This is a genomic window from Rhodococcus sp. 15-2388-1-1a (assembly GCF_002259145.1).
In the GTDB taxonomy this organism is placed as follows: domain Bacteria; phylum Actinomycetota; class Actinomycetes; order Mycobacteriales; family Mycobacteriaceae; genus Rhodococcoides.
The window spans coordinates 143,205-164,257 of the sequence record NZ_NPFP01000032.1 but is presented as its reverse complement, the minus strand read 5'-3'; the positions used below and the strand labels follow the sequence as shown (position 1 = coordinate 164,257).

General features: G+C 64.7%; 18 protein-coding genes and 2 tRNA genes. 8 read left to right on the top strand and 12 right to left on the bottom strand.

From position 1 onward, the window contains the following. Positions 1–8: 8 nt before the first annotated feature. The 3 genes from CH302_RS19015 to orn form a co-directional block, all read right to left on the bottom strand. Positions 9–770, bottom strand: a complete 762-nt coding sequence (locus CH302_RS19015; protein ID WP_037193207.1) for a M23 family metallopeptidase — start codon at positions 768–770, stop codon at positions 9–11. A 313-nt stretch (positions 771–1,083) separates the two neighbouring features. Next, a tRNA-His gene (locus tag CH302_RS19010) sits at positions 1,084–1,159 on the bottom strand. Positions 1,160–1,237: 78 nt separating this feature from the next. Next, complete coding sequence (orn, locus tag CH302_RS19005; RefSeq protein ID WP_082323762.1) at positions 1,238–1,849, bottom strand: oligoribonuclease; 612 nt, start codon at positions 1,847–1,849, stop codon at positions 1,238–1,240. A gap of 95 nt (positions 1,850–1,944) precedes the next feature. Between orn and CH302_RS19000 the strand changes: the two genes are divergently transcribed. Continuing rightward, a complete protein-coding gene (locus CH302_RS19000) occupies positions 1,945–3,669 on the top strand; it encodes a helicase HerA-like domain-containing protein (protein ID WP_037193629.1) in 1,725 nt (574 codons plus the stop codon). A 48-nt stretch (positions 3,670–3,717) separates the two neighbouring features. On the opposite strand, the gene cmrA is transcribed toward CH302_RS19000, so the two are convergent. From cmrA to CH302_RS18985, 3 genes are read right to left on the bottom strand one after another with little or no spacing between them, the layout of a single operon-like run. Next, the gene (gene cmrA, locus CH302_RS18995; protein WP_037193205.1) at positions 3,718–4,521 is read right to left on the bottom strand and encodes a mycolate reductase; all 804 of its coding nucleotides are present in this window, start codon (positions 4,519–4,521) and stop codon (positions 3,718–3,720) included. 23 nt (positions 4,522–4,544) lie between these two features. Next, positions 4,545–6,590, bottom strand: a complete 2,046-nt coding sequence (locus CH302_RS18990; RefSeq protein WP_037193203.1) for an NADPH-dependent 2,4-dienoyl-CoA reductase — start codon at positions 6,588–6,590, stop codon at positions 4,545–4,547. Then, entirely contained in the window at positions 6,587–7,114 is a 528-nt protein-coding gene (locus CH302_RS18985; protein ID WP_037193201.1) for a PadR family transcriptional regulator, read from the bottom strand. The genes CH302_RS18990 and CH302_RS18985 overlap by 4 nt, the downstream gene beginning before the upstream one ends. Before the next feature lie 83 nt (positions 7,115–7,197). Between CH302_RS18985 and CH302_RS18980 the strand changes: the two genes are divergently transcribed. After that, on the top strand, positions 7,198–8,520 hold the full coding sequence (locus CH302_RS18980; RefSeq protein WP_037193199.1) for an MFS transporter: 1,323 nt from the start codon (positions 7,198–7,200) through the stop codon (positions 8,518–8,520). Here the strand turns inward: CH302_RS18980 and CH302_RS18975 are convergent. Beyond that, complete coding sequence (locus tag CH302_RS18975; RefSeq protein WP_037193197.1) at positions 8,517–9,341, bottom strand: alpha/beta fold hydrolase; 825 nt, start codon at positions 9,339–9,341, stop codon at positions 8,517–8,519. The two genes, CH302_RS18980 and CH302_RS18975, sit on opposite strands and share 4 nt — an antisense overlap. Positions 9,342–9,370: 29 nt before the next feature. Continuing rightward, positions 9,371–10,021 carry a TetR family transcriptional regulator gene (locus tag CH302_RS18970; RefSeq protein ID WP_230592413.1) on the bottom strand — a complete coding sequence of 217 codons (651 nt, stop codon included), beginning with the start codon at positions 10,019–10,021 and terminating at the stop codon, positions 9,371–9,373. 172 nt (positions 10,022–10,193) lie between these two features. Between CH302_RS18970 and CH302_RS18965 the strand changes: the two genes are divergently transcribed. From CH302_RS18965 to CH302_RS18955, 3 genes are all read left to right on the top strand, one after another. Next, on the top strand, positions 10,194–11,306 hold the full coding sequence (locus tag CH302_RS18965) for a ferredoxin reductase (RefSeq protein ID WP_037193194.1): 1,113 nt from the start codon (positions 10,194–10,196) through the stop codon (positions 11,304–11,306). Between the two features lie 61 nt (positions 11,307–11,367). Next, on the top strand, positions 11,368–12,552 hold the full coding sequence (locus CH302_RS18960; protein ID WP_037193192.1) for a fatty acid desaturase family protein: 1,185 nt from the start codon (positions 11,368–11,370) through the stop codon (positions 12,550–12,552). A gap of 23 nt (positions 12,553–12,575) precedes the next feature. After that, positions 12,576–12,809, top strand: coding sequence for a hypothetical protein (locus CH302_RS18955; RefSeq protein WP_032394788.1), 234 nt, complete (start codon positions 12,576–12,578; stop codon positions 12,807–12,809). 66 nt (positions 12,810–12,875) lie between these two features. Here the strand turns inward: CH302_RS18955 and CH302_RS18950 are convergent, their stop codons facing one another. From CH302_RS18950 to CH302_RS18940, 3 genes are all read right to left on the bottom strand, one after another. After that, positions 12,876–14,003 (bottom strand): methyltransferase, encoded by a 1,128-nt coding sequence (locus CH302_RS18950; protein WP_052047862.1) that lies wholly within the window; start codon positions 14,001–14,003, stop codon positions 12,876–12,878. Next, the gene (locus CH302_RS18945; protein WP_037193191.1) at positions 14,000–15,142 is read right to left on the bottom strand and encodes a N(5)-(carboxyethyl)ornithine synthase; all 1,143 of its coding nucleotides are present in this window, start codon (positions 15,140–15,142) and stop codon (positions 14,000–14,002) included. The genes CH302_RS18950 and CH302_RS18945 overlap by 4 nt, the downstream gene beginning before the upstream one ends. A 72-nt stretch (positions 15,143–15,214) precedes the next feature. Next, a tRNA-Arg gene (locus CH302_RS18940) sits at positions 15,215–15,287 on the bottom strand. Positions 15,288–15,447: 160 nt separating this feature from the next. Between CH302_RS18940 and CH302_RS18935 the strand changes: the two genes are divergently transcribed. Both CH302_RS18935 and CH302_RS18930 read left to right on the top strand, forming a co-directional pair. Next, a complete protein-coding gene (locus CH302_RS18935) occupies positions 15,448–16,605 on the top strand; it encodes an XdhC family protein (protein ID WP_037193626.1) in 1,158 nt (385 codons plus the stop codon). 44 nt (positions 16,606–16,649) lie between these two features. Beyond that, positions 16,650–18,728, top strand: a complete 2,079-nt coding sequence (locus CH302_RS18930) for a cytochrome c oxidase assembly protein (RefSeq protein ID WP_037193190.1) — start codon at positions 16,650–16,652, stop codon at positions 18,726–18,728. Positions 18,729–18,741: 13 nt separating this feature from the next. Here CH302_RS18930 and CH302_RS18925 read toward each other — a convergent pair whose 3' ends face one another. Then, positions 18,742–19,167: a MarR family winged helix-turn-helix transcriptional regulator gene (locus tag CH302_RS18925; RefSeq protein WP_052047913.1), complete on the bottom strand. Its 426-nt coding sequence runs from the start codon at positions 19,165–19,167 to the stop codon at positions 18,742–18,744. Between the two features lie 130 nt (positions 19,168–19,297). Here CH302_RS18925 and CH302_RS18920 point away from each other — a divergent pair, with 130 nt between their 5' ends. Then, on the top strand, positions 19,298–21,046 hold the full coding sequence (locus tag CH302_RS18920; RefSeq protein WP_037193187.1) for an ABC transporter ATP-binding protein: 1,749 nt from the start codon (positions 19,298–19,300) through the stop codon (positions 21,044–21,046). Positions 21,047–21,053 lie beyond the last annotated feature (7 nt).

Sequence of the window (21,053 nt, the reverse complement as noted above, 5' to 3'; positions counted from 1 at the left end):
TCGGCCGATCAGCTTCGGTCGCGAGTCTGGTACAGCGAGGGATCGATGCCCAGGGTCTTCAGGTACGCCACCGGTTCGATGCTCGAACCGTTGTTGCGGACCTCGAAGTGCAGATGCGGTCCGGTCGAATTTCCGGTGCTGCCGACTGCGCCGAGAACGTCGCCCGGTGCCACTTCGTCGCCGACCGCGACGGCGATGCTGGACTGGTGGCCGTAGTAGGTCTCGGTGTTGCCACTCTTGACCCGGACGAGCTTGCCGTAGCCGTCGCCTGCGTCTCCGGCCTGAACGACGGTTCCGCCGGTCACCGCGTGGATGGGGGTTCCGCTGTCTGCCGCGAAGTCCACGCCCTGGTGGTACTGCGCTCCGTTGCCGGTCGGGTTGTTGCGTCCGCCGTAGCCCGAACTGATGCGGTACTTGCCTGCGTCGATGGGGAGCACTGCCCCGCCGAGCCCTACCGTCGGGGCCGCGGTCGGGAGTTCGATCTCGGGTACGTCCACTGTGCTCGGGGCGTCCGGTGAGTCCGGTGCGGTGAGTACATCGCTGTCGAGAACGATGGCTGCCACCTGGTTGATGAGGACGCCGGTGGCGTCCAGGACAGCAGCGAGAATCGCGGCCCGTTGCTGCGCGTCGGGCTGCGGTATCGGAATCTGGGGGAGTTCGATCGTGGGTTGAGCGGTGGCCACCGCTGGGCTGAGCAAGCCGGTTGTGCCGATGCACAGTGCTGCCGACAAGATCGAACCCGCTATGACTCTGTGCATTCTGCGACCCACGAAAAGCCTCCTCGTCTGCGTCCTCCGCGCACCGTCGGATGGGTGCGAGCAGGACGTAAGAACATGTTCGGTGACGCTTCGGGGCACGCTGAACTCACGTAACAGAAAACACATGAATCACATTGGTACTTTTCTTCCCCAAAAGTGCCATTGGTAACCGTACGTCACATTAACCCCACAGGAAACCTGAAAGTTGAATTACAACAACGTAATTCGAGGTCAGGGTGGTCGCGTCGGAACCGGGAAGGCGCGCGGACCGGGAAAAGGACGCACAAAAAAGGCCGGTCTCGCGAGGAGACCGGCCTTCTTCGTATGGGGTGAGCGACGGGACTCGAACCCGCGACATCCAGGATCACAACCTGGTGCTCTACCAGCTGAACTACGCCCACCATTGCACGCGTCCGCAGAACCTTTTTGGGCTCTGCATCAGCAGCGTCGACAATACTAGCGGGTTGAATCCGAGGTTGCTAATCCGCCCCCGATTGCGTGTCGAGTTCGGCAACAACTGCCGCGATGTCGCTGGTAGAGGGCCCCGGCGGAGCCACGAAGGCCGTCCGGCGGTAGTACTGCAACTCTTTGATCGACTCCTTGATGTCCGCCAGGGCGCGGTGCGCAAGGCCCTTGGCCGGCTGCCCGTAGTAGATCCGTGGGTACCACCGTCGGGAAAGTTCCTTGATCGAGCTGACGTCGATCATTCGGTAGTGGAGGTAGGTGTCGAGCGCGGTCATGTCGCGAGAGATGAATCCGCGATCGGTCCCGATGGAGTTTCCCGCGAGCGGAACAGTTCCGGCCACTGGGACGTGCTCCTTGATGTACGCCAGTACGCGCTGCTCCGCTTCGGCCAGCGTCACCGTCGATGCGCGCACTTCGTCGGTCAAGCCCGACTTGGCGTGCATGTCGGTGACGACGGCAGGCATGTTCGCCAACGCGTCGTCATCGGCGTGGATGACGATGTCGACACCCTCTCCGAGGATGTTCAGCTCACTGTCGGTCACCAGCGCCGCAATTTCGATCAGCTTGTCCTTGCTCAGGTCCAAGCCGGTCATTTCACAATCGATCCACACAAGTTTGTCCTGCACGCGCTCCACCCTAGTGCGAGCTGCGATGCCACTAGGGTTTGCGGTGGCGATCGAAACCAGTTCAGCACCAGCACACGTTCATGGAGGACGCGGACATGACAGTCGACCCGACGCAGCCGGCACCCACGCTCAGTCCTGCCGAGAGGGCGAAGGCGGCCAAGGCGGCGGCCGTCGAAGCCGCACGGGTGGCTGCCGAAGCTCTGGCTGCAGCGGACGCGGCCGAAGCCGAGGCGCTTGCCGCGGAACAAGGGTCGACACCGACTGCGAACGGTAAGGCTGCCGAGATCTCTGCCGGATATGCCTCTGCGGGTGCAGCTTTGGAGCTGGGAACCGTGGTTCTCGACGGCGTCACCGATCCGGCTGCTCGCATCCGAATTCCGTTGGCGACGTTGAACAGGCACGGTCTCGTGGCCGGGGCCACCGGAACCGGTAAGACGAAGACCCTGCAGGGCATTGCCGAACAGCTCTCTGCCGCAGGCGTTCCCGTCGTCATGGCCGACGTCAAAGGCGACCTGTCGGGCCTGTCCGCGCCGGGCGGGGACAACGAGAAGATTCGCAGCCGCGCTGCGGACACCGGTATCTCGGACTGGGCTCCGGCCGGACACCCGGTGGAGTTTCTTTCTCTCGGCACCGAGGGAATCGGAGTGCCGGTCCGAGCCACCATCACGGCGTTCGGTCCGATTTTGCTGAGCAAAGTGTTGGGGCTGAACAATACTCAAGAATCGACCCTCGGTCTGATCTTCCACTGGGCCGACTCCCAGGGGCTCGCCTTGCTCGATCTCAAAGACCTGCGATCGGTGATCATGCACCTGACCAGTGACGAGGGCAAAGCCGACCTGAAAGGCATCGGCGGGGTCTCCTCGGCCACCGCAGGCGTCATTCTGCGCGCGCTGGTCAACCTCGAAGCAGACGGAGGAGACACCTTCTTCGGTGAGCCGGAACTCGAGACCGAGGATCTGCTGCGCGTCGGACCGGACGGCAGAGGGGTCATCACTCTGTTCGAGCTCGGGGCGCAGGCGTCACGTCCGGTGATGTTCTCCACCTTCCTGATGTGGGTGCTCGCCGACCTGTTCCAGACGCTTCCCGAGGTCGGTGATATCGACAAGCCCAAACTGGTCTTCATCTTCGACGAGGCACACCTGCTGTTCGCCGATGCGTCCAAGGCGTTCCTGCAGCAGGTGGAGCAGACCGTCAAGCTCATCCGATCCAAGGGCGTCGGTGTCTTCTTCTGCACGCAGCTGCCCACCGACGTCCCCAACGATGTTCTCTCACAGTTGGGGGCGCGGATTCAGCATGCCCTGCGCGCCTTCACGCCCGATGATCAGAAGGCGTTGAACAAGACGGTGCGCACGTATCCCAAGACCGACGCGTACGACCTCGAAAAAGCCCTGACGTCGTTGGGGACCGGCGAAGCCATCGTGACGGTGCTCTCGGAGAAGGGCGCGCCGACACCGGTGGCGTGGACGAAGATTCGTCCACCCCGCTCCCTGATGGACACCATCGGCAACGACGCCATCGCAGCGGCCGCGTCGTCGAGCACTCTGTCCGCGAAGTACCGCGAGACCATCGACCGCGAGTCCGCCTACGAGCGCATGAACGCGCGGGTGGCGAACGTGCCAGCTCCGGCCGAGAAGTTCGACATCCCGCCCCTGCCTGCGGATCTGCCCGATCTGCCTCCGAGCGAGCCGGACGGGCCGTCGGCCGCGGAGCGCATCATGGGCAACCCAGCAGTCAAGAGCTTCCTACGATCGGCTGCCTCGGCGGCCGGCCGCGAGATCTCGCGCAGCATCTTCGGAACCGGACGCCGCCGGCGGCGCTGAGCTTGCTCAGTCGGGAGTGGAGCCCGCGGAACGACCAGGATTCGGGTATTAGTTGCCGAGCTTCTTGTAGAAGCTGCCGATGATCGGTGCGGAGATGCTGCGCGGGCTGTACTGCCCGGCTACCGACATGCCCTTGCTCAGCAGGCCGGGCACGACGCGCATCTTGTTCTTCGCGAGGCCGTCGAGCGACAGCTTCGCGGTGTAGGCGCTGTCGATCCACAGGAAGTCGGGAACCATCTTGTCCACGATCGACGCATCGGCCGGGTCCGGTGTCTCGGTGCGAACCGGGCCCGGAGCGAGCAGTGTGACGTTGACGCCGGTGCCCGCGAGCTCACCGCGCAGTGACTCCGAGAACGTGTTGACGAAGGCCTTGGTTGCCGCGTACGTCGCATTGTTGGGGATGGCCATATTGCCTGCCGCAGATCCGGTGATGAGGATGCCGCCTGCTCCGCGACCGATCATGCCGGGCATGACCGCGAGCGTGAGGTCGTGTACGGCAACGGCATTGAGCTCCACCTGATCGCGCTCGTACGCGGGATCGAGCCCGGCCACCGGTCCGAACGTCGCGATGCCTGCGTTGTTGCACAGGATCGAGATCTCACGCTCGGACAGTTCGGTGACCAGTTCCTGGCGCTGCTCGCGGTTCGACAGATCCGACTGACGCACCTCGACGACAACGCCGTGCTCGGCCGTGAGCTTCGCGGCCAGCGCCTCGAGCAGTTCGCCGCGTCGCGCCACCACGATCAGCGAGTGACCACGGGCGGCGAGTTCGGTGGCCAGGGCTTCACCGATACCGGAGGAGGCTCCGGTGACGACGGCGCGGGCATCGGGGCTGGGCTTGGGCAGGCTCACGGTGAGACAGGCTAGCGGACAGATCAGATCGTGGCCGCGAGCCGGGTGCCTTGCTCGATGGCCCTCTTGGCGTCCAGCTCCGCGGCGACGTCCGCACCGCCGATGATGTGCGTTGCGGTGCCCGCGGCCTTCAGTTCGTCGACCAGGTCGCGAACCGACTCCTGGCCCGCGCAGATCACGATGGTGTCCACCTCGAGAACGCGCGGACGTTCGTGCTTCTCGCCGAACGAGATGTGCAGCCCCGCGTCGTCGATCTTCTCGTAGTTGACACCCGAAAGCTGATGCACGCCTTTGGATTTCAGTGCAGCGCGATGGACCCAGCCGGTTGTCTTGGCCAGGCCTGCGCCGATGCGTCCCGGCTTGCGCTGCAGCAGATACACCTCGCGCGGTGACTGCGCGGGCACCGGTGTGGTCAACGCCCCCGGCGCGGCCTCGGGCTCGGTGACGCCCCACTCCTGCTTCCATTCCTTCAGATCCAACGTGGGGGAGGCGTCGGTGGTGAGGAACTCGGAGATGTCGATACCGATACCGCCGGCTCCGATGACCGCGACCCGATCGCCGACGGGCTTGCCGTCGCGCACCAGTTCCGCGTACGACAGCACCGACGGGTGCTCGATGCCGGGGATGCGGGGAATCCGCGGGGTGACACCGGTAGCGAGCACCACTTCGTCGAACTCGCCTGCGACGAGTTCGGCGGCGGTGACTCGGGTGCCGAGGTGAACGGCGACGTCCGCGCTACGAAGTGCGCTGGAGAAGTACCGGATCGTTTCGGCGAACTCCTCCTTGCCGGGAATCAGTCGCGCGATTCCGAACTGCCCGCCGATTTCTGCTCTGGCCTCGAACAGGCTGACGGCGTGTCCGCGCTGCGCGAGATTGAGTGCGGCGGCCAGGCCTGCGGGTCCGGCTCCGACGACCGCAACCTTCTTGGTCCTCTTGGTCGGCAGTAGCTGCAGGTCGATCTCGCGTCCGGCACGCGGGTTGACCAGGCACGAGACCTTCTTGTGGACGAAGGCGTGGTCCAGGCAGGCCTGATTGCACGCGATGCACGTGTTGATCTGGTCGGCGTTGTCGGTGGCGGCTTTCTCGACCCAGAACGGATCGGCCAGCATCGGCCTGGCCATCGCGATCAATTGCGCGTCGCCGCGCGCCAGAATGTTCTCGGCGATCTCGGGCATGTTGATGCGATTGGACGCGGCGACGGGGATGGCCACGTGCTTCTCGAGTTTGCCGGTGATGTCCGCGAATGCGGCGCGCGGAACCGAGGTGACGATGGTCGGCACCCGCGACTCGTGCCAGCCGATATCGGTGTTGATGATGTTCGCGCCCGCAGCCTCGACGTCCTCCGCCAGCGCGACGATGTCAGGCCAGCTCTGGCCCTGTTCCACGAGGTCGGCCATCGACAGCCGGAACACGATGAGGAAGTCGGGGCCGACGGCTGCCCTCGTCTGCCGCACGATCTCGACGGCAATCCGACGGCGATTCTCCGCCGAACCGCCCCACTCGTCGCGTCGCTTGTTGGTGCGTTCGGAGAGGAACTGGTTGATGAAGTAGCCCTCGCCGCCCATGATCTCGACGCCGTCGTAGCCGGCGCTCTGGGCGAGCCGGGCGCAGCGTACGTAGTTGCGGATCTGCCAGCGGACGCCCCTCGATGTCAGTCGCCGCGGCCGAAAAGGATTGATGGGAGCCTTGATCGACGACGCCGACACGCTCAGCGGCTGATAGGAATAGCGTCCGGCATGCAGGATCTGCAGTGCGATCTTGCCGCCTTCGCGATGGACGGCCGCGGTGATCCGGCGATGCCGACGGGCTTCGATCCGATTGGTCAGCTTGGCTCCGAACGGCAACAGCCAACCGGTGCGATTGGGGGCATAACCCCCGGTGATGATGAGTGCGACTCCGCCGCGGGCACGCTCGGCGAAATAGGCAGCCAGGCGTCCGGTGTCGCGGGCGCGATCTTCGAGGCCGGTGTGAATCGATCCCATGATCACGCGGTTCTTCAGCGTGGTTGCGCCGACATTCAACGGCGACAACAGAATCGGATACGGGCCAGCGGTCTGCTCGGTCTTCACAGCTTCTCCAATACCTCGGTGCACCACTCGGTGAATCCTTCTTCGACGCGAATTCCGCCGCGCAGCACCAGGTATTGATGCAACGCGGTGCCGGTGAGGGCAGCGGGGGCCGGAAAATCCTGCTTCTCGATCAGTCGGTAGACATCGAGGCGGGTGGCATGGACATCGCGATGGCGGGCAACTTCGACCTTGAGGGCATCGATGTCACCGTTGGCGGCACCGCGGATCTTGACGGCGAGCTCCTCGCGTAACTGCGAGGGATCGGTCGGCGCGGCGATCCAGCGATCGAGCTCGGCGCGACCCGCAGCGCTGACGGAGTAGACCTTCTTGTCGGGTCGACCGTCCTGCGCGACTGCCTCACCGGTGATCCACCCGGCTCCGTCCATCCGCGTCAACGTCCGGTAGATCTGCTGATGCGTTGCGCTCCAGAAGAATCCGATGGACTTGTCGAAGCGGCGGGCGAGTTCGTATCCCGAGCCACTGAGCTCGGTGAGGGAAACCAGAATCGCGTGTTCCAAAGCCACACCCGAGAGTATGTATGCAACACGGTGACTATGCAACTAGGTGCAGTAAAACCCGACGACGCCGCGGTCTAGTGTTGGCAACCATGGGAACCCAGCCGGAGGCCGCTGTCGTCGGAGTCGCCACAACGCGTAAGCAGGTCACCGCCTGGGGGTTCTGGGACTGGGGCTCGGCGGCGTTCAACGCCGTTGTTCTCACGTTCGTGTTCTCGGTGTATCTCACCGACGCCGTCGGCGACGACCTGCCCGGTTCGATCTCGGCCACCACCTGGTTCAGCTGGACGATTGCCGTGTCCAGCGTCGTCATCGCACTCCTCGCGCCGGTGTGCGGGCAATACTTCGACGCGCGCGGCAAGCGCAAGTGGCTGCTCGGGGTGTTGACCTCACTGACGGTCGTCGCCATGGCCGGCCTGTTCTTCGTCAAGGACGACTACCACTATCTGTGGCTGGGCCTGTTGCTGCTCGGTCTCGGATCGATCATGTTCGAGCTGGCCAGCATCCCGTACAACTCGATGCTGCGGCAGGTCTCCACGCCGGCGAACATCGGCCGCGTATCCGGGTTCGGTTGGTCCATGGGCTATTTCGGTGGAATCGTACTGCTGCTCCTGTGCTACGTCGGTTTCATTGCAGGGGACGGCGACACCCGCGGTGTTCTGGGTCTGAGCACCGACGGCGGACTGAACATTCGGCTCGTCGCTCTGCTCGCCGCCGTGTGGTTCGCCGTCTCGGCCATCCCGGTGTTGTTCGCCGTTCCCGAGGTACCGCGGGCCGTCGCCGATCCCAAGGCCGCCGAAGCCGGATTCGCGGCCTCGTACCGGGTGCTGTTTCGCGATGTCCGTGAGCTGTGGAGCGCGGACCGCCGCGCCGTCCACTATTTGATAGCCAGCGCACTGTTCCGGGACGGACTGGCGGGCGTCTTCACCTTCGGGGCAGTACTGGCCGTCAGCGTCTACGGCATCGGTGCCGGTGACGTCCTGCTGTTCGGCGTCGCCGCCAACGTCATCGCGGGCCTCGGAGCCATCGTCGCCGGACGGTTCGACGACAGAATCGGGCCGAAGAAAGTCATCGTCTTCTCCCTCACATGCATGATCGCCGCCGGGACGATTCTGCTGTTCGTCTCGGGACCGACGATGTTCTGGATCTTCGGGCTGATCCTGTGCCTGTTCGTCGGACCGGCGCAGTCGTCCGCGCGCACGTTCCTGGCGCGGCTGGCTCCACCGGGACGAGAAGGTCAGTTCTTCGGGCTGTTCGCGACGACGGGGCGCGCCGCGTCGTTCCTCGCGCCGTCGCTGTTCGGTCTGTTCGTGTGGATGTTCGACTCCGACCGCGCCGGTATCGCCGGGCTGATCATCGTCCTCGCTGCCGGACTGCTGGCGCTGCTGAAGGTGCGGGCTCCGGAGCGGGTCTAGACGGAGTCGATACGGGCCAGGATCTCGGCCGTCAGTTCCTCGGGCGCTTCTTCCGGGATCCAGTGCGAGATGCCGTCGAGTTCGACGAATCGGTACGGCGCATCGACGAACTCGCCGCAGCGCTCCGCTCCCGCTCGGCCGATGGCTGTGTCGCCGTTGCTCCAGACATAGGTGGTGGGCACGGTCACCGGAGGAAGGTTCGCGAACTCCTTGGTCATCGCGGCGTACCAGCTCGATGCGGCCGTCAGCGCCCCGGGGACGGTGAGATGCCGAACGTATTCGTCGTCGAGGCTGTCCGCACCGAACATCGCGCGCAGACGCTGTGCACCGTTCTCGACCAGAACTCGTTCGGCCTTCTCCGGTTCTCGAAGCAGGCCGAAGTACTGCGACCGCTCCTGCTGATCCGGATCCTCGCGGATGGCCCAGTTGAACGCGGCCGAGTGCGGCACCGATGCGGCAGTGAGGCTTCGGACGCGGTCCGGATGCTCGGCTGCGACATGCCAGGCGACCACCGCACCCCAGTCGTGTCCGACCAGGTGCGCCGACGGGAGATCGAGTACGTCGAGCAGGGCGAGGACGTCACCGGTGAGACGTTCGATGCGATAGTGCTCGACGCCGATCGGACGGGCACCGGGGGAGTAGCCCCGCTGGTTCGGGGCGATCACGCGACAACCTGCGCCGACCAAGCCGGGTGTCACCGCGGTCCACGATGCGTTGGTCTGCGGAAAGCCGTGCAGCGCAACCACCGGAACACCGTCCGGTGGTCCCGACATCGCAACGTCGAACACGTACTCGCCGACACTTACCTCGGTCATGAACATCCCTTCGTGGCCGTCTCGTTCTCGAACGGTCAAGCCCGTCGTGGTTCCCATCGGCTCATCCCGAGCATGATCATGCGGATCTGCTTCTCGGTCCGCTCGATCAGATCCTTCTCGTTCTGACTACCCGGTCTGTCGATTTCCAACAGGCCGACCACCGCAGTGAGCATCGTCGAGACCAGGAGATCGGCGGTCATCTCCAGATCGGCGACGTCCCACTGCTCGAGGCCGGGCATGCGGGAGAGGTCGATGGTCAGCTCGCTGACGAACAGTCGCAGCTCGGTGGCGAAGGCACGCCGGACCTCGGTGACGCCGCCGTACCGCTCGCGACTGAGAAAACGGAACTGATCCTCGTGGCTACGAACCTGGCGGACCAGGATGCCGAAGGATTCGGTGGCCGTCTTGGCGCTCGGGTTGCGTCGGGCATCGCGCAGCATCTGTCGCAGCATGCGCATGCTGTCCTCGACCAGGGCGACGCCCAGATCCTCCATGGAGGCGAAGTGCCGGTAGAACGCAGTGGGGACGATTCCGGCGGATCGAGCGACCTCCCGCAGGCTGACGCTGGCGAACGATCGCTCGCGTAGCAGATCGAGGGTGCCCTCGATCAGGGCCTGACGGGTGCGCTCCTTGCGCTCGGCGCGGGTCCCCGGTTCTGTCACAACGTCCAGTTTATGGGCGCGCATTCTGTGATCTCCCTTCCGGTTCCTCCCCGGCACCCCGCAGAACTGTCGATTCGTCCTGTAACGGCCGTCACATAAACGTTGACAGGTACCGGTGTCGCTCTGCCACACTCATGTTAGTGCACAATCGTTCACTGAATGGGTCGTAGGTTTCGATCCGGTTAGGGAGGATGGAATGACGCTTCAAGAACGTCCGTCGCGGACCTCGGGTTCGCGCAAGTTCTCACTTCTTTCCCTGTTCGAGGCCATGGCCACGCCCCACGCGCTCGATCGGTACCTCGAACTCGTCGACCCCATGACGACCGTTCGTGACCTTCGCGGCGAAGTGACCGAGATACACCGGTCCACCGAAGACTCGTTGACTCTCACCATCCGTCCCACGCGTCAGTGGAAGGGATTCAAGGCCGGCCAGTTCGTTCAGGTCGGGGTCGTCATCGACGGAGTACGGCATACCCGCTGCTACTCACCCGCGTGCTCGCAGTACCGCAAGGACGGGCGGATCGAACTGACGATCAAGGCGCATCCCGAGGGCCTGGTGTCGCAGTACCTGCACAAGAACGCGCACATCGGCCTCGTGGTCAGCCTGTCGCAGGCGGACGGCACGTTCGAGCTTCCCGAACCACGCCCGGCGAAGACGCTGCTGATCAGCGGTGGCAGCGGCATCACGCCGGTGCTGTCCATGCTCAGGTCGCTGCTGGACGAGGGGTACAGCAGCGACCTGACCTTCCTGCACTACGCGTTCACCGAGAACGACGTGGCGTACAAGAAGGATCTGGAGAAGATCGCCGCCGAGCACGAGAACGTCGACATCGTGTTCGCGTACACCGAGCAGAAGACGGGCGGTGATCTGTACGGGTTCTTCGGCCAGGAACATCTCGACGCAGTGGCCCCGTGGTTCGCCGAGGCCGACACCTTCCTGTGCGGACCTCCCGGACTGATGAAGGGTGTGACGTCGTTCTTCGACGACGCAGGTCTGGGCGAGCGGCTGCACCTCGAGGAATTCACGCCCTCGTTCGCCACCGTCAGCGACGACGTCACCGGAACCACCACGTTCTCCGGCAGCGATGTGTCCTCGGAGAACGACGGCGAGACGCTGCTCGAGCAGGCCGAATCAGCAGGGCTCTCACCGGCCAACGGCTGCCGGATGGGTATCTGCTTCACCTGCACCTCGGTGAAGAAGTCCGGCTGCACCAAGAACATCAAGACCGGTGAGACCGACACCGAATCCGACAAGAAGATCCAGTTGTGTGTGTCCGTCGCCGTGGGCGACGTCGACATCGACATCTAGATCCACCTCGAACACCGACAACCCAGACCCATCTCGACCCGATCGAATTGGAGATCATCAGATGCTCGGAACGATTCTCTCGATCCTGCCCACCGCCGTCCTGCCCTTTCGCCGCAACGAGACCCTGCCGGACCAGCCGACCGTGCTGACCTTCGAGCAGGTCGAAGAGCTCGGCCGCGAACTCGACGCACTGCGTGCCCGTACCGTCGCCAAGCTCGGCGACGAGGATCGCGAGTACATCTACAAGATCATCAAGGCGCAGCGCGGCCTCGAGATCACCGGACGCGCGTTGATGTACCTGCCCTTCCTCCCGCCTGCGTGGCTGGCAGGCGTCGGTGCACTCGGTGTGGCGAAGATCCTCGACAACATGGAGATCGGGCACAACGTCATGCACGGTCAGTACGACTGGATGCGCGAGCCCGGCCTCAACTCCGAGGTGTTCGAGTGGGACACCGTCTGCCCGGCGGATCAGTGGAAGCACTCGCACAACTACATGCATCACACCTTCACCAACATCGTCGGCATGGACCGCGACATCGGTTACGGCATCCTGCGCATGGACCAGGATCAGAAGTGGAACCCGTACTACCTCGGTAACCCGGTCTACGCGTTCCTGTTGATGACGTTCTTCGAGTGGGGCGTGATGCTGCACGACCTCGAGACCGAGAACATCGTCGCGGGCAAGCGCAAGTGGCACGACGTCAAGCCGCTGCTGCAGGGGATGTGGCGCAAGGCGGGCAAGCAGGCGCTCAAGGACTACGTGATCTTCCCCGCGCTGACCGGTCCGTTCTTCGCTTCCACCGTGGTCGGCAACGTCGCCGCGAACCTCATCCGCAACGTGTGGACCTACTCGATCATCTTCTGTGGTCACTTCCCGACCGGAGTCCAGACCTTCAGCCAGGAAGAGACTGCCGAAGAGACCCGCGGCGAGTGGTACGTGCGTCAGATGCTGGGATCCGCCAACATCGAGGGCACCCCGCTGTTCCACATCATGTCGGGCAACCTCTCGCACCAGATCGAGCATCACCTCTTCCCCGATCTGCCCGCGCATCGCTACCCGCAGATCGCGCCCGAGGTCAAGGCTCTGTGCGAGAAGTACGACCTGCCGTACAACACCGGTGGCTTCTTCCACCAGATCGGCACCGTGTGGGGCAAGATCTTCAAGCTCGCGCTGCCCAACTCGCTCACGGGATCGGCGGCTCCGGCCGGTGTTATCGTCGAGCGTAAGAAGACCAGCGCAGCGTGACGACTTCGAAGGGGGCGGTCCTGTTGGTAGGAAAGTTCGAGCGCAACAAGGACACCGTGCAGGAATTCACCGAATCGGCCGCGACTCATGTCGGCCGGATCGTGGTGATCATCGCCGGAGCCGTCCGCGACGTCACTCGTGAAATCGGCGATCTGATCACCGACGGAATCGAGATGCGTGAGGCGGCGAAGAAGGCGGAGCGTGACGCGCCGCTGGGCACCGTGATCAACGGCGAGTTCGAGACCCGCGAACGGTAGAGCAGTACCCGATAGAGGAGAGCGCCGTCCGAGCATTGCTCGGGCGGCGCTTTCGTGTACCCACGGTCAGCGTGCGCGTAGCCGCCACAACGACGTGGTTTCGCGCGAGCGCGCCTCGTGCAGCACATCGGAGCTGTCGGTGACGCGCGAATGCGTCGGAGTGGTGTCGGTGCGGCCGACGACCGCCAGCCCTGCCGCGTCGATGGCCGTGAGAAGGTCTGCGCGAGTAACCAATTCGAGTAGCTCGGCGAGGTCGGAGACCACCAACCATGCCTCACCGTCGGGTGCCAAGTGCCCGCGAAGTCGGCTGAGGAAGGACTTGAGCATCCGCGAGCCGGGGTCGTACACCGCATGTTCGATGCCCGACGTCGGTTTCGTGGGAATCCACGGCGGATTGCACACGATCAGCCCCGCACGCCCGGACGGAAAGATGTCGGCCTGCACCACCTCGACCCGATCGGCGTACCCGAGCGCATCGATGTTGGCTCGTGCGCACGCGACCGACCGTGGATCCTTGTCGGTCGCGACCACCGAGGTCACGCCGCGGCGGGCGAGTACTGCAGCCAGAACGCCCGAGCCGGTGCCGATGTCGAACGCTCGCTCCGTATCCGGCAGTGGTGCGGCGGCGACGAGCTGAACGTACTCGCCGCGGACGGGAGAGAAGACACCGTAGTGCGGGTGGATCGAAGCGTCGAGCGCCGGAACGAAGACGCCCTTGCGTCGCCACTCGTGTGCGCCGACCATGCCGAGGAGTTCGCGCAACGAGAGCACGCACGGCGCAGCGTCAGGGCCGAGAGCTTCGGTCACCGCCGCCGATACGTCCGGTGCCCGGCCGAGATCGAGACGGACTTCCGAATCGAGTTCCATTAGAAGCATTCCCAGTACTCGTGCACGTCGCGCTTGGTACTGGCGGTGCAGATGGAATCGCTCCGCGCCCGACGCGTCCGGCATGTGTTTGGCGGCCGGTACCCGCCGGGTCATCGCCGACAACAGCTGTCGAGCATTGTTGTAATCGCCGCGCCACAGCAGGGCCTCACCGATCGTGGCCATCTTGTACGCCACGTCGGCGGTGGTCGAATCGTTCACGATCCGCACCACACGGGGCGGGGGTGCACCGTTCTCGGACTGCCAGCGGGACGTCCGCTCGCTCCCGTCCTCGGTCCACGTGATGCTCGATGCTGCGTTCTCGTTCATGCTGCGGTGTGCGGGTACTCCGCACTGCGGTGTTGGAACGCAAGGATATTGGGGTTCACGATGACGCCGTTCCTGATCTCGATCGATCGCTCGATGGTGGCATCACCGCTCCAGGCCGCGGGGCCGTCGAGGACGGTTCGCAGATACGGCAGCAGTGATTCGCTGATCTCCCAGGTGGCCGAGTTCCACAGATAGGAAGGACTGTGGTCGACGGCGTAGTACTTGACGTTGTCGCCGACGGTGAACATGGGATCGGTGAACGACGTGGGCCTGGCCCACTCGAAACCCATTCCCTCGTCGCAGGAAACGTCGACCACGAGCGTGCCGGGTGCGAGAGTGGGCAGATCGTCGTTCATCAGGAACGTCAACGGTGCATTGGTGTCCTGCAGAACGCAATTGACGATCACGTCGTGGTCGGCGAGGAACTGGGAGAGTGGCACCCGTCCCTCGGGCGTGAGAGCGCGGCTCTGTCTGGGATCGGCGTCGTCGAGATCGAAGTTCACGATGTTTGCCGAATGGATGGGCGAACCGACGGCAGTGACACCGCGTTGGGTCAACACGTCGACATCGTGGATGCCGTGCGCGTTCAGAGCGGTGACCGCACCGCGCGCCGTGGCTCCGAAGCCGATGACGGCGGCACGCAACCTTCGGCCGTAATCGCCGGTGGAACCGATCAGCTGCAACGCATGCAGCACCGAGCAGTAGCCGGCCAGTTCGTTGTTCTTGTGGAACACATGGAGATTGAACCAGCCGTCCGGCGTCCAGTGATTCATGGCCTCGAACGCGATCAGTGTCAGCTTGCGTTCGACGGCGATCTGGGTGAGCTGTTCGTCCTGTACGCAGTGCGGCCAGCCCCACAGCGTCTGCCCGGGTCGAAGTGCGTCGAGATCCTCGGCCTGTGGCTTGGGCAGCAGAATCACATCGCATTCGGCGATGAGCTGCTCGCGTGTGCGAATGCCTGCGACTTGGCCGGCCAAGTGCTCGTCCGAAATTCCGAACGGCTCGCCGTAGCCGGATTCGAGAAACATGCGGGCTCGGATGTCGGCATCGATGCGATCGAGATGAAGTGGATGAATCGGAAGTCGCCGCTCATTCGGCTTGCGTGAACGTGAGAGGACTCCGAGAGTGAGCTGATGCACGTGTGACCCTTCGTTACCCGAAGTCAACCACAGTGCGGCGAAGCGTCACGCGTTCGTGCTGGTCATGTTCGGTGCCCCCGGCAGGATTCGAACCTGCGACCAAGGGATTAGAAGGCCCTTGCTCTATCCCCTGAGCTACGGAGGCTGGCGCATGCGGGCGGACCCGCGCGAGCACGGTTGACGAGTGTACCTCCCTGCATACTGGGTCGGCGCAGGCATGGGTTCGCACGGAAATGGGTGGATACCGATTGCGCGGGTCAGACTGTGAACTCGGAATCGTTCCGACCGATGCCGAAGGAGTTTCGATGCACGACATCCTGGACGAGGTACTGCACATCTGGCAGTCCGGCGACGTGGCAGCGGTCGCGACGGTGATCCGCACCTTCGATTCCGCACCGCGTCCCGTCGGAGCGTCCATGGTCGTCGGCTCGGACGGCGCGGTTGCCGGCTCGGTCTCGGGCGGCTGTGTCGAGGGTGCGGTCTACGAACTCGCACAGGACGTGCTGGATTCCGGCGCCCCGGTACTCACTCGATACGGGATATCCGACGACGATGCCTTTGCCGTCGGGCTCACGTGCGGCGGAACGCTCGATGTATTCGTGCAGGGGATCTCCCGGCGCTCGTTTCCCGAATTCGAGGCTCTCGTCGCGGATGTTCGCGGCAACGTGGCCGTGGCGATGGCGACAGTCGTCGCACACGCCGATCCGGAACGGCTCGGCCGCAGGATCGTCGTCGGAGAATCGGGCACCCGAGGCTCGCTCGGCAGCGAGCGCGCCGACGCTGCCGTCGCCGACGATGCGAAAGGACTTCTCGCCGCGGGCCGTTCGGCTGTCCTGACCTACGGGCCCGACGGCCAGCGACGGGGGGAGGGGATGGAGGTGTTCGTCTCGAGCCACGCTCCGCCGCCGCGGATGCTGGTGTTCGGAGCCATCGATTTCGCTGCCGCGGTGGCGCAGCAGGGTGCCTTTCTCGGTTACCGCGTCACCGTCTGCGACGCACGGGCAGTCTTCGCCACCCCGCAGCGGTTTCCCGCCGCCGAGCAGGTCGTGGTCGCGTGGCCGCACGACTATCTGTCCGAGCAGTTCGCAGCAGGGGAAGTGGACGAACGCACCGTCGTCTGTGTGCTGACCCACGACCCCAAATTCGACGTGCCGCTGCTCGAAGTGGCGTTGCGCATTCCCTCTCTGGCGTTCGTCGGTGCGATGGGATCGCGCCGTACCCACGACGACCGCACGGCACGGTTGCGAGCGGCGGGTCTGACGGAGACAGAGCTCACTCGTCTGGCCAGTCCGATCGGGCTCGATCTCGGGGCTCGGACGCCTCAGGAGACAGCGGTATCGATCGCAGCGGAGATCATCGCCCACCGTTGGGGCGGTACCGGTGAACCGCTGCGCGCCCGACACGGGCGCATTCATCACGACGTGACCGAAGCCGCGCGCACGACCGAGTACGACGCTCTGTAGGACTCGCGTTTCGAGTACCGTCGATCACCTCTTACTCTGGTGGTATGGCAACACCGGATCTCGAGAAGAACGAACCCTCGACCGCCGAACTCCGCGCGGACGATGTCCGGACGGATGATGGTTCGACGAACGAAGATCCGCGTTCAACCACGACGACGGTGTTCGTCACTGCCGGGGTCATCGCCGGTGTGGTGGCCGCGCTCATCGTGATGCTGTCGGCCTCCGACGCGCTGGTGCTGTTGGGCATTCCGGATCCGGGCCCGGCCACGACCTACGGTCTGCCTGCCCTGCGGGCAATAGGTGAGATCGCCGCCGTCATCGCCATCGGATCGTTTCTGCTGGCCGCGTTCCTCGTGCCGCCGCAGAAGAACGGCGTGCTCGACGTCGACGGCTACCGTGCCGTGCGCACCGGTTCGGTCGCCTCGATCGTCTGGGCAGTCTGTGCACTGCTCCTGGTGCCGCTGACACTGTCCGACACCTCGGGGCAGCCGTTCTCCGAAGCCATCAAGCCGGCGAACCTCTGGATCGCACTCGACCAGGTGGAGATCGCCAGTGCCTGGCGTTGGACGGCCATCATGGCCGTTGTGCTCGCCATCGCGTCACGCACGGTGTTGCGGTGGGCCTGGACGCCCGCACTGCTCGGATTCTCCCTGGCGACGCTGCTGCCCATCGCGCTGAGCGGACACTCCTCGGCGGGCGGATCGCACGACATCGCCACCAACAGCCTGATCCTGCACCTCGGGGCCGCGTCGCTGTGGGCGGGCGGACTGTTCGCGCTGCTGGCTCACGTTCGCAGGCGCGGTGCGCATGCCGATGTCGCGGCTCGCCGATTCTCCACGATCGCCGGAGTCTGTTTTGTGGTGATGGGCATCAGCGGCGTCATCAACGCCCTGGTCCGCGTCTCGATCGCAGACCTGTTCACCACCACCTACGGCCTGCTGATCGTGGGCAAGATCGTCGCCCTGATCGTGCTGGGCGGCTTCGGCTGGATGCAGCGTCGCCGCGCATTACCGGCCCTGGTCGCCGATCCCTCGGCCCGCGGGCCGCTGCTCCGCTTCGCCGGTGCCGAGGTACTCGTCCTCGCGGCGACCATCGGGCTGGCCGTCGGGCTCGGCCGCACACCGCCCCCCGCCGAGATCGACCCCGACCTCACGACCACGGAGGCGGCCCTCGGGTACAACCTGAGTGGCCCACCGACGTTCGCGCGCATGGCTCTCGACTGGCGCTTCGATCTGATCTTCGGCACCGCCGCGATCGTCATGGCCGTGGTGTATCTGATCGGAGTCCGCCGTCTGCGGCTGCGCGGCGACGCGTGGCCCGTCGGTCGTACCGTCGCCTGGGTCCTGGGCTGCCTCACGCTTCTGATCAGCACGTCCTCGGGAATCGGTCGCTATTCCACGGCCGTGTTCAGCGTGCACATGACCGGGCACATGATGCTCTCGATGCTGGCGCCGGTCCTCCTCGCGCTCGGTGGTGCGCTGACTCTGGCATTGCGGGTACTGCCTGCGGCAGGCAAGGACGGCGTGCCCGGACTGCGCGAATGGCTGCTGATCGGACTGCACAGCCGGATCTCGCAGTTCCTGACCCATCCGCTCGTCGCCTCGCTGATCTTCGTCGGCGGCTTCTACGTGCTGTACCTCGGCGGCATCTTCGGAGCGGTCCTGGACAGTCACGGCGCACACCTGCTGATGAACCTGCACTTCGTACTCAGCGGGTACCTGTTCTACTGGACCGTCATCGGCGTCGATCCGTCTCCGCGCAAGATCGCGCCCGTCACCAAACTCGCCGTCGTGTTCGGTTCGCTGCCGTTCCATGCCTTCTTCGGTGTGGCGCTGATGAGCATGAACACCGTGATGGGTGCCTGGTTCTACCGGACGCTCGGGCTGGACTGGAACTCCGACCTGCTCGGGGATCAGAAGCTCGGCGGCGGTATCGCCTGGGCCACGGGCGAGGTGCCGCTGGTGCTCGTCATGCTGGCGCTGCTGATCCAGTGGTCTCGCAGCGACGATCGCGATGCCCGCCGCGGCGACCGCGCCGCCGAGCGCGATCACGATGCCGAACTGGCCGCGCACAATGCGATGTTCGCCGAGCTCGCTCGACGTGATCGGACCGGCGAGCAGTAGTCGGCGGGTCGGTTCAGCCGGTCTCGGCGATCTTGCTCAACAATCGGTTCAGCTCGATGCGTTCCGCCGGCTCCAGGCCGTCGAACATTTCCGACGACACCTGACGGCGCGCGTCGTCGATTCTGTCCAGCAGCGCACGGCCGGTGTCGGTCAGCTCCACCAGGACGGCTCGCCGATCGCTCGGATCCTGTTGCCGCGTCACCAGGTGCGCCGCCTCGAGGGAGTCGACGATGTCGGTGGCCGATCGCGCGACGATGCGCAGGTGCTCGGCGAGATCGCGCAGTCGCACGGACTCGGGCTCGCGCGCCAACACGTGCAGGGCACGGCTCTGCGAAGGATTGAGCCCGAACGGTTCCAACGCAGTCATGTGGCTGCGCCTGATCTGCCGCGCGACGGCCATGAACTGCTCGCTCAGGTTGGGCGAGTGTCCGGTTTCCATGTACGGGATCATAGCGACGGTTGCTCGTTACCTCATAGTGAGGTAGCCTCTGCATATTACTTCAGCTACCACGGAGGTCTACTTGGAAAGCCGACCCGAACGTTCCCTCCTCGCGTCCGACCCAGCACCCGTGCGCCGAGTCCTGGCTCTGTTCACGCCCTACCGACGCCGGATCGCAGTCGTCAGCGCGATCATCGTCGTCAGCGCGATCATCGCGCTCGCATCCCCACTGCTTCTCCGCGAACTCCTCGATCATGCGATACCCGACCGCGACGTCACACTCGTCAGCCTCATCGCACTCGGCATGATCGCAGTTGCAGTCGCCACCAACACCCTCGGTGTCGTACAGACCTGGATGTCCAACGGCGTCGGTCAACGACTCATGCACGATCTCCGCGTCCAGGTCTACTCGCACCTGCAACGCCAATCCCTCGGATTCTTCGCGCGCACCCGCACCGGCGAGGTTCAGTCACGCATCGCCAACGACATCGGCGGCATGCAATCGGTGGTCACCAACACCGCAACGTCCATCGCGCAGAACGCGACGACCGTCGCCGCGACGGTGGTCGCACTCTTCCTGCTCGACTGGAAGCTCGCCACGTTCTCGTTGATCATCCTGCCGGTCTTCGTTCGAGTCGCCCGCCGCATCGGCGACGAGCGGCGCAAGATCTCGACGAAACGACAGAAGTTGCTCAGCGACCTGTCGGTGCAGATCGAGGAATCGCTCTCGGTCAGCGGCATTCTGCTGGGCAAGACCACCGGTTCCGCCCAGGCGTTGACCGACAAGTTCGCCGACCGATCCCACGAGGTCGCCGGCGTCGAACTCGCGGCCATGATGGCAGGGAAGTGGCGCATGGCCACGATCCAGATCAGCTTCGCCGTCATGCCGGCCCTGGTGTACTGGTTCGCCGGCATCACCATCGGGCAGGGGAGCGCACTGACGATCGGAACCCTCGTCGCGTTCACCGCTCTGCAGACCCAATTGTTCCGGCCCACCATGCAATTGCTCAACACCGGCGTCGAGGTGCAGGCCTCGCTCGCCCTGTTCGGCCGAGTGTTCGAGTACCTCGATCTACCGATCGACGTGGCCGAGCCCACTCACCCGGTGGCGCTGCCCCGCGAGACCGTCCGCGGAGACGTCGCCTTCCGTGCCGTCGACTTCACCTACACCGCAGCAACGGTCCCGACGCTGAGCGGCATCGACCTCGAGGTACCGGCAGGCAGCACGCTCGCACTCGTCGGCGCAACCGGCTCCGGCAAGACGACGTTGGGCTATCTCGTTGCGCGGCTGCACGATCCGACGGCCGGATCGGTGACCATCGACGGTATCGACCTGCGCGAGATGGCGTCGGAGACCATCGCCGACCTGGTCGGTGTCGTCTCGCAGGAGACGTACCTGTTCCATGCCACGATTCGGGAGAACCTGCGATTCGCCAAACCCGACGCCACCGACGAGGAGATTGTCGTGGCCGCCCGAACGGCACAGATCCACGACTTCATCGACGGCCTCGACGACGGTTACGACACCATGGTCGGCGAACGCGGGTACCGCTTCTCGGGAGGTGAGAAGCAGCGCATCGCCATTGCGCGGACCGTGCTGCGCAACCCGCCGATCCTGGTGCTCGACGAAGCGACGAGCGCCCTCGACAATCGCACCGAACGCGCAGTGCAGACCGCGCTCGACGGCCTGATGAAAGGGCGAACGACCATCCTCATCGCGCATCGACTGTCCACGGTGCGCTCTGCGGACCGCATCGCAGTTCTCGACCACGGCGTCGTTCGCGAGGTCGGAACCCACGAGTCCCTGTTGGAGAACGACGGTATGTACGCCCAATTGGTCCGAGCCGCAGACGATGTGGTGGACAGTGTGGCTGCATGAGAGTGGT

Bases quoted from the DNA above. Each gene is read 5' to 3' on its own strand.
- CH302_RS19000 (WP_037193629.1), top strand. From the start codon at position 1,945: ATGACAGTCGACCCGACGCAGCCGGCACCCACGCTCAGTCCTGCCGAG.
- CH302_RS18980 (WP_037193199.1), top strand. From the start codon at position 7,198: ATGGGAACCCAGCCGGAGGCCGCTGTCGTCGGAGTCGCCACAACGCGT.
- CH302_RS18975 (WP_037193197.1), bottom strand. From the start codon at position 9,341: ATGTTCATGACCGAGGTAAGTGTCGGCGAGTACGTGTTCGACGTTGCG.
- CH302_RS18970 (WP_230592413.1), bottom strand. From the start codon at position 10,021: ATGCGCGCCCATAAACTGGACGTTGTGACAGAACCGGGGACCCGCGCC.
- CH302_RS18965 (WP_037193194.1), top strand. From the start codon at position 10,194: ATGACGCTTCAAGAACGTCCGTCGCGGACCTCGGGTTCGCGCAAGTTC.
- CH302_RS18960 (WP_037193192.1), top strand. From the start codon at position 11,368: ATGCTCGGAACGATTCTCTCGATCCTGCCCACCGCCGTCCTGCCCTTT.
- CH302_RS18950 (WP_052047862.1), bottom strand. From the start codon at position 14,003: ATGAACGAGAACGCAGCATCGAGCATCACGTGGACCGAGGACGGGAGC.
- CH302_RS18935 (WP_037193626.1), top strand. From the start codon at position 15,448: ATGCACGACATCCTGGACGAGGTACTGCACATCTGGCAGTCCGGCGAC.
- CH302_RS18930 (WP_037193190.1), top strand. From the start codon at position 16,650: ATGGCAACACCGGATCTCGAGAAGAACGAACCCTCGACCGCCGAACTC.
- CH302_RS18925 (WP_052047913.1), bottom strand. From the start codon at position 19,167: ATGGAAACCGGACACTCGCCCAACCTGAGCGAGCAGTTCATGGCCGTC.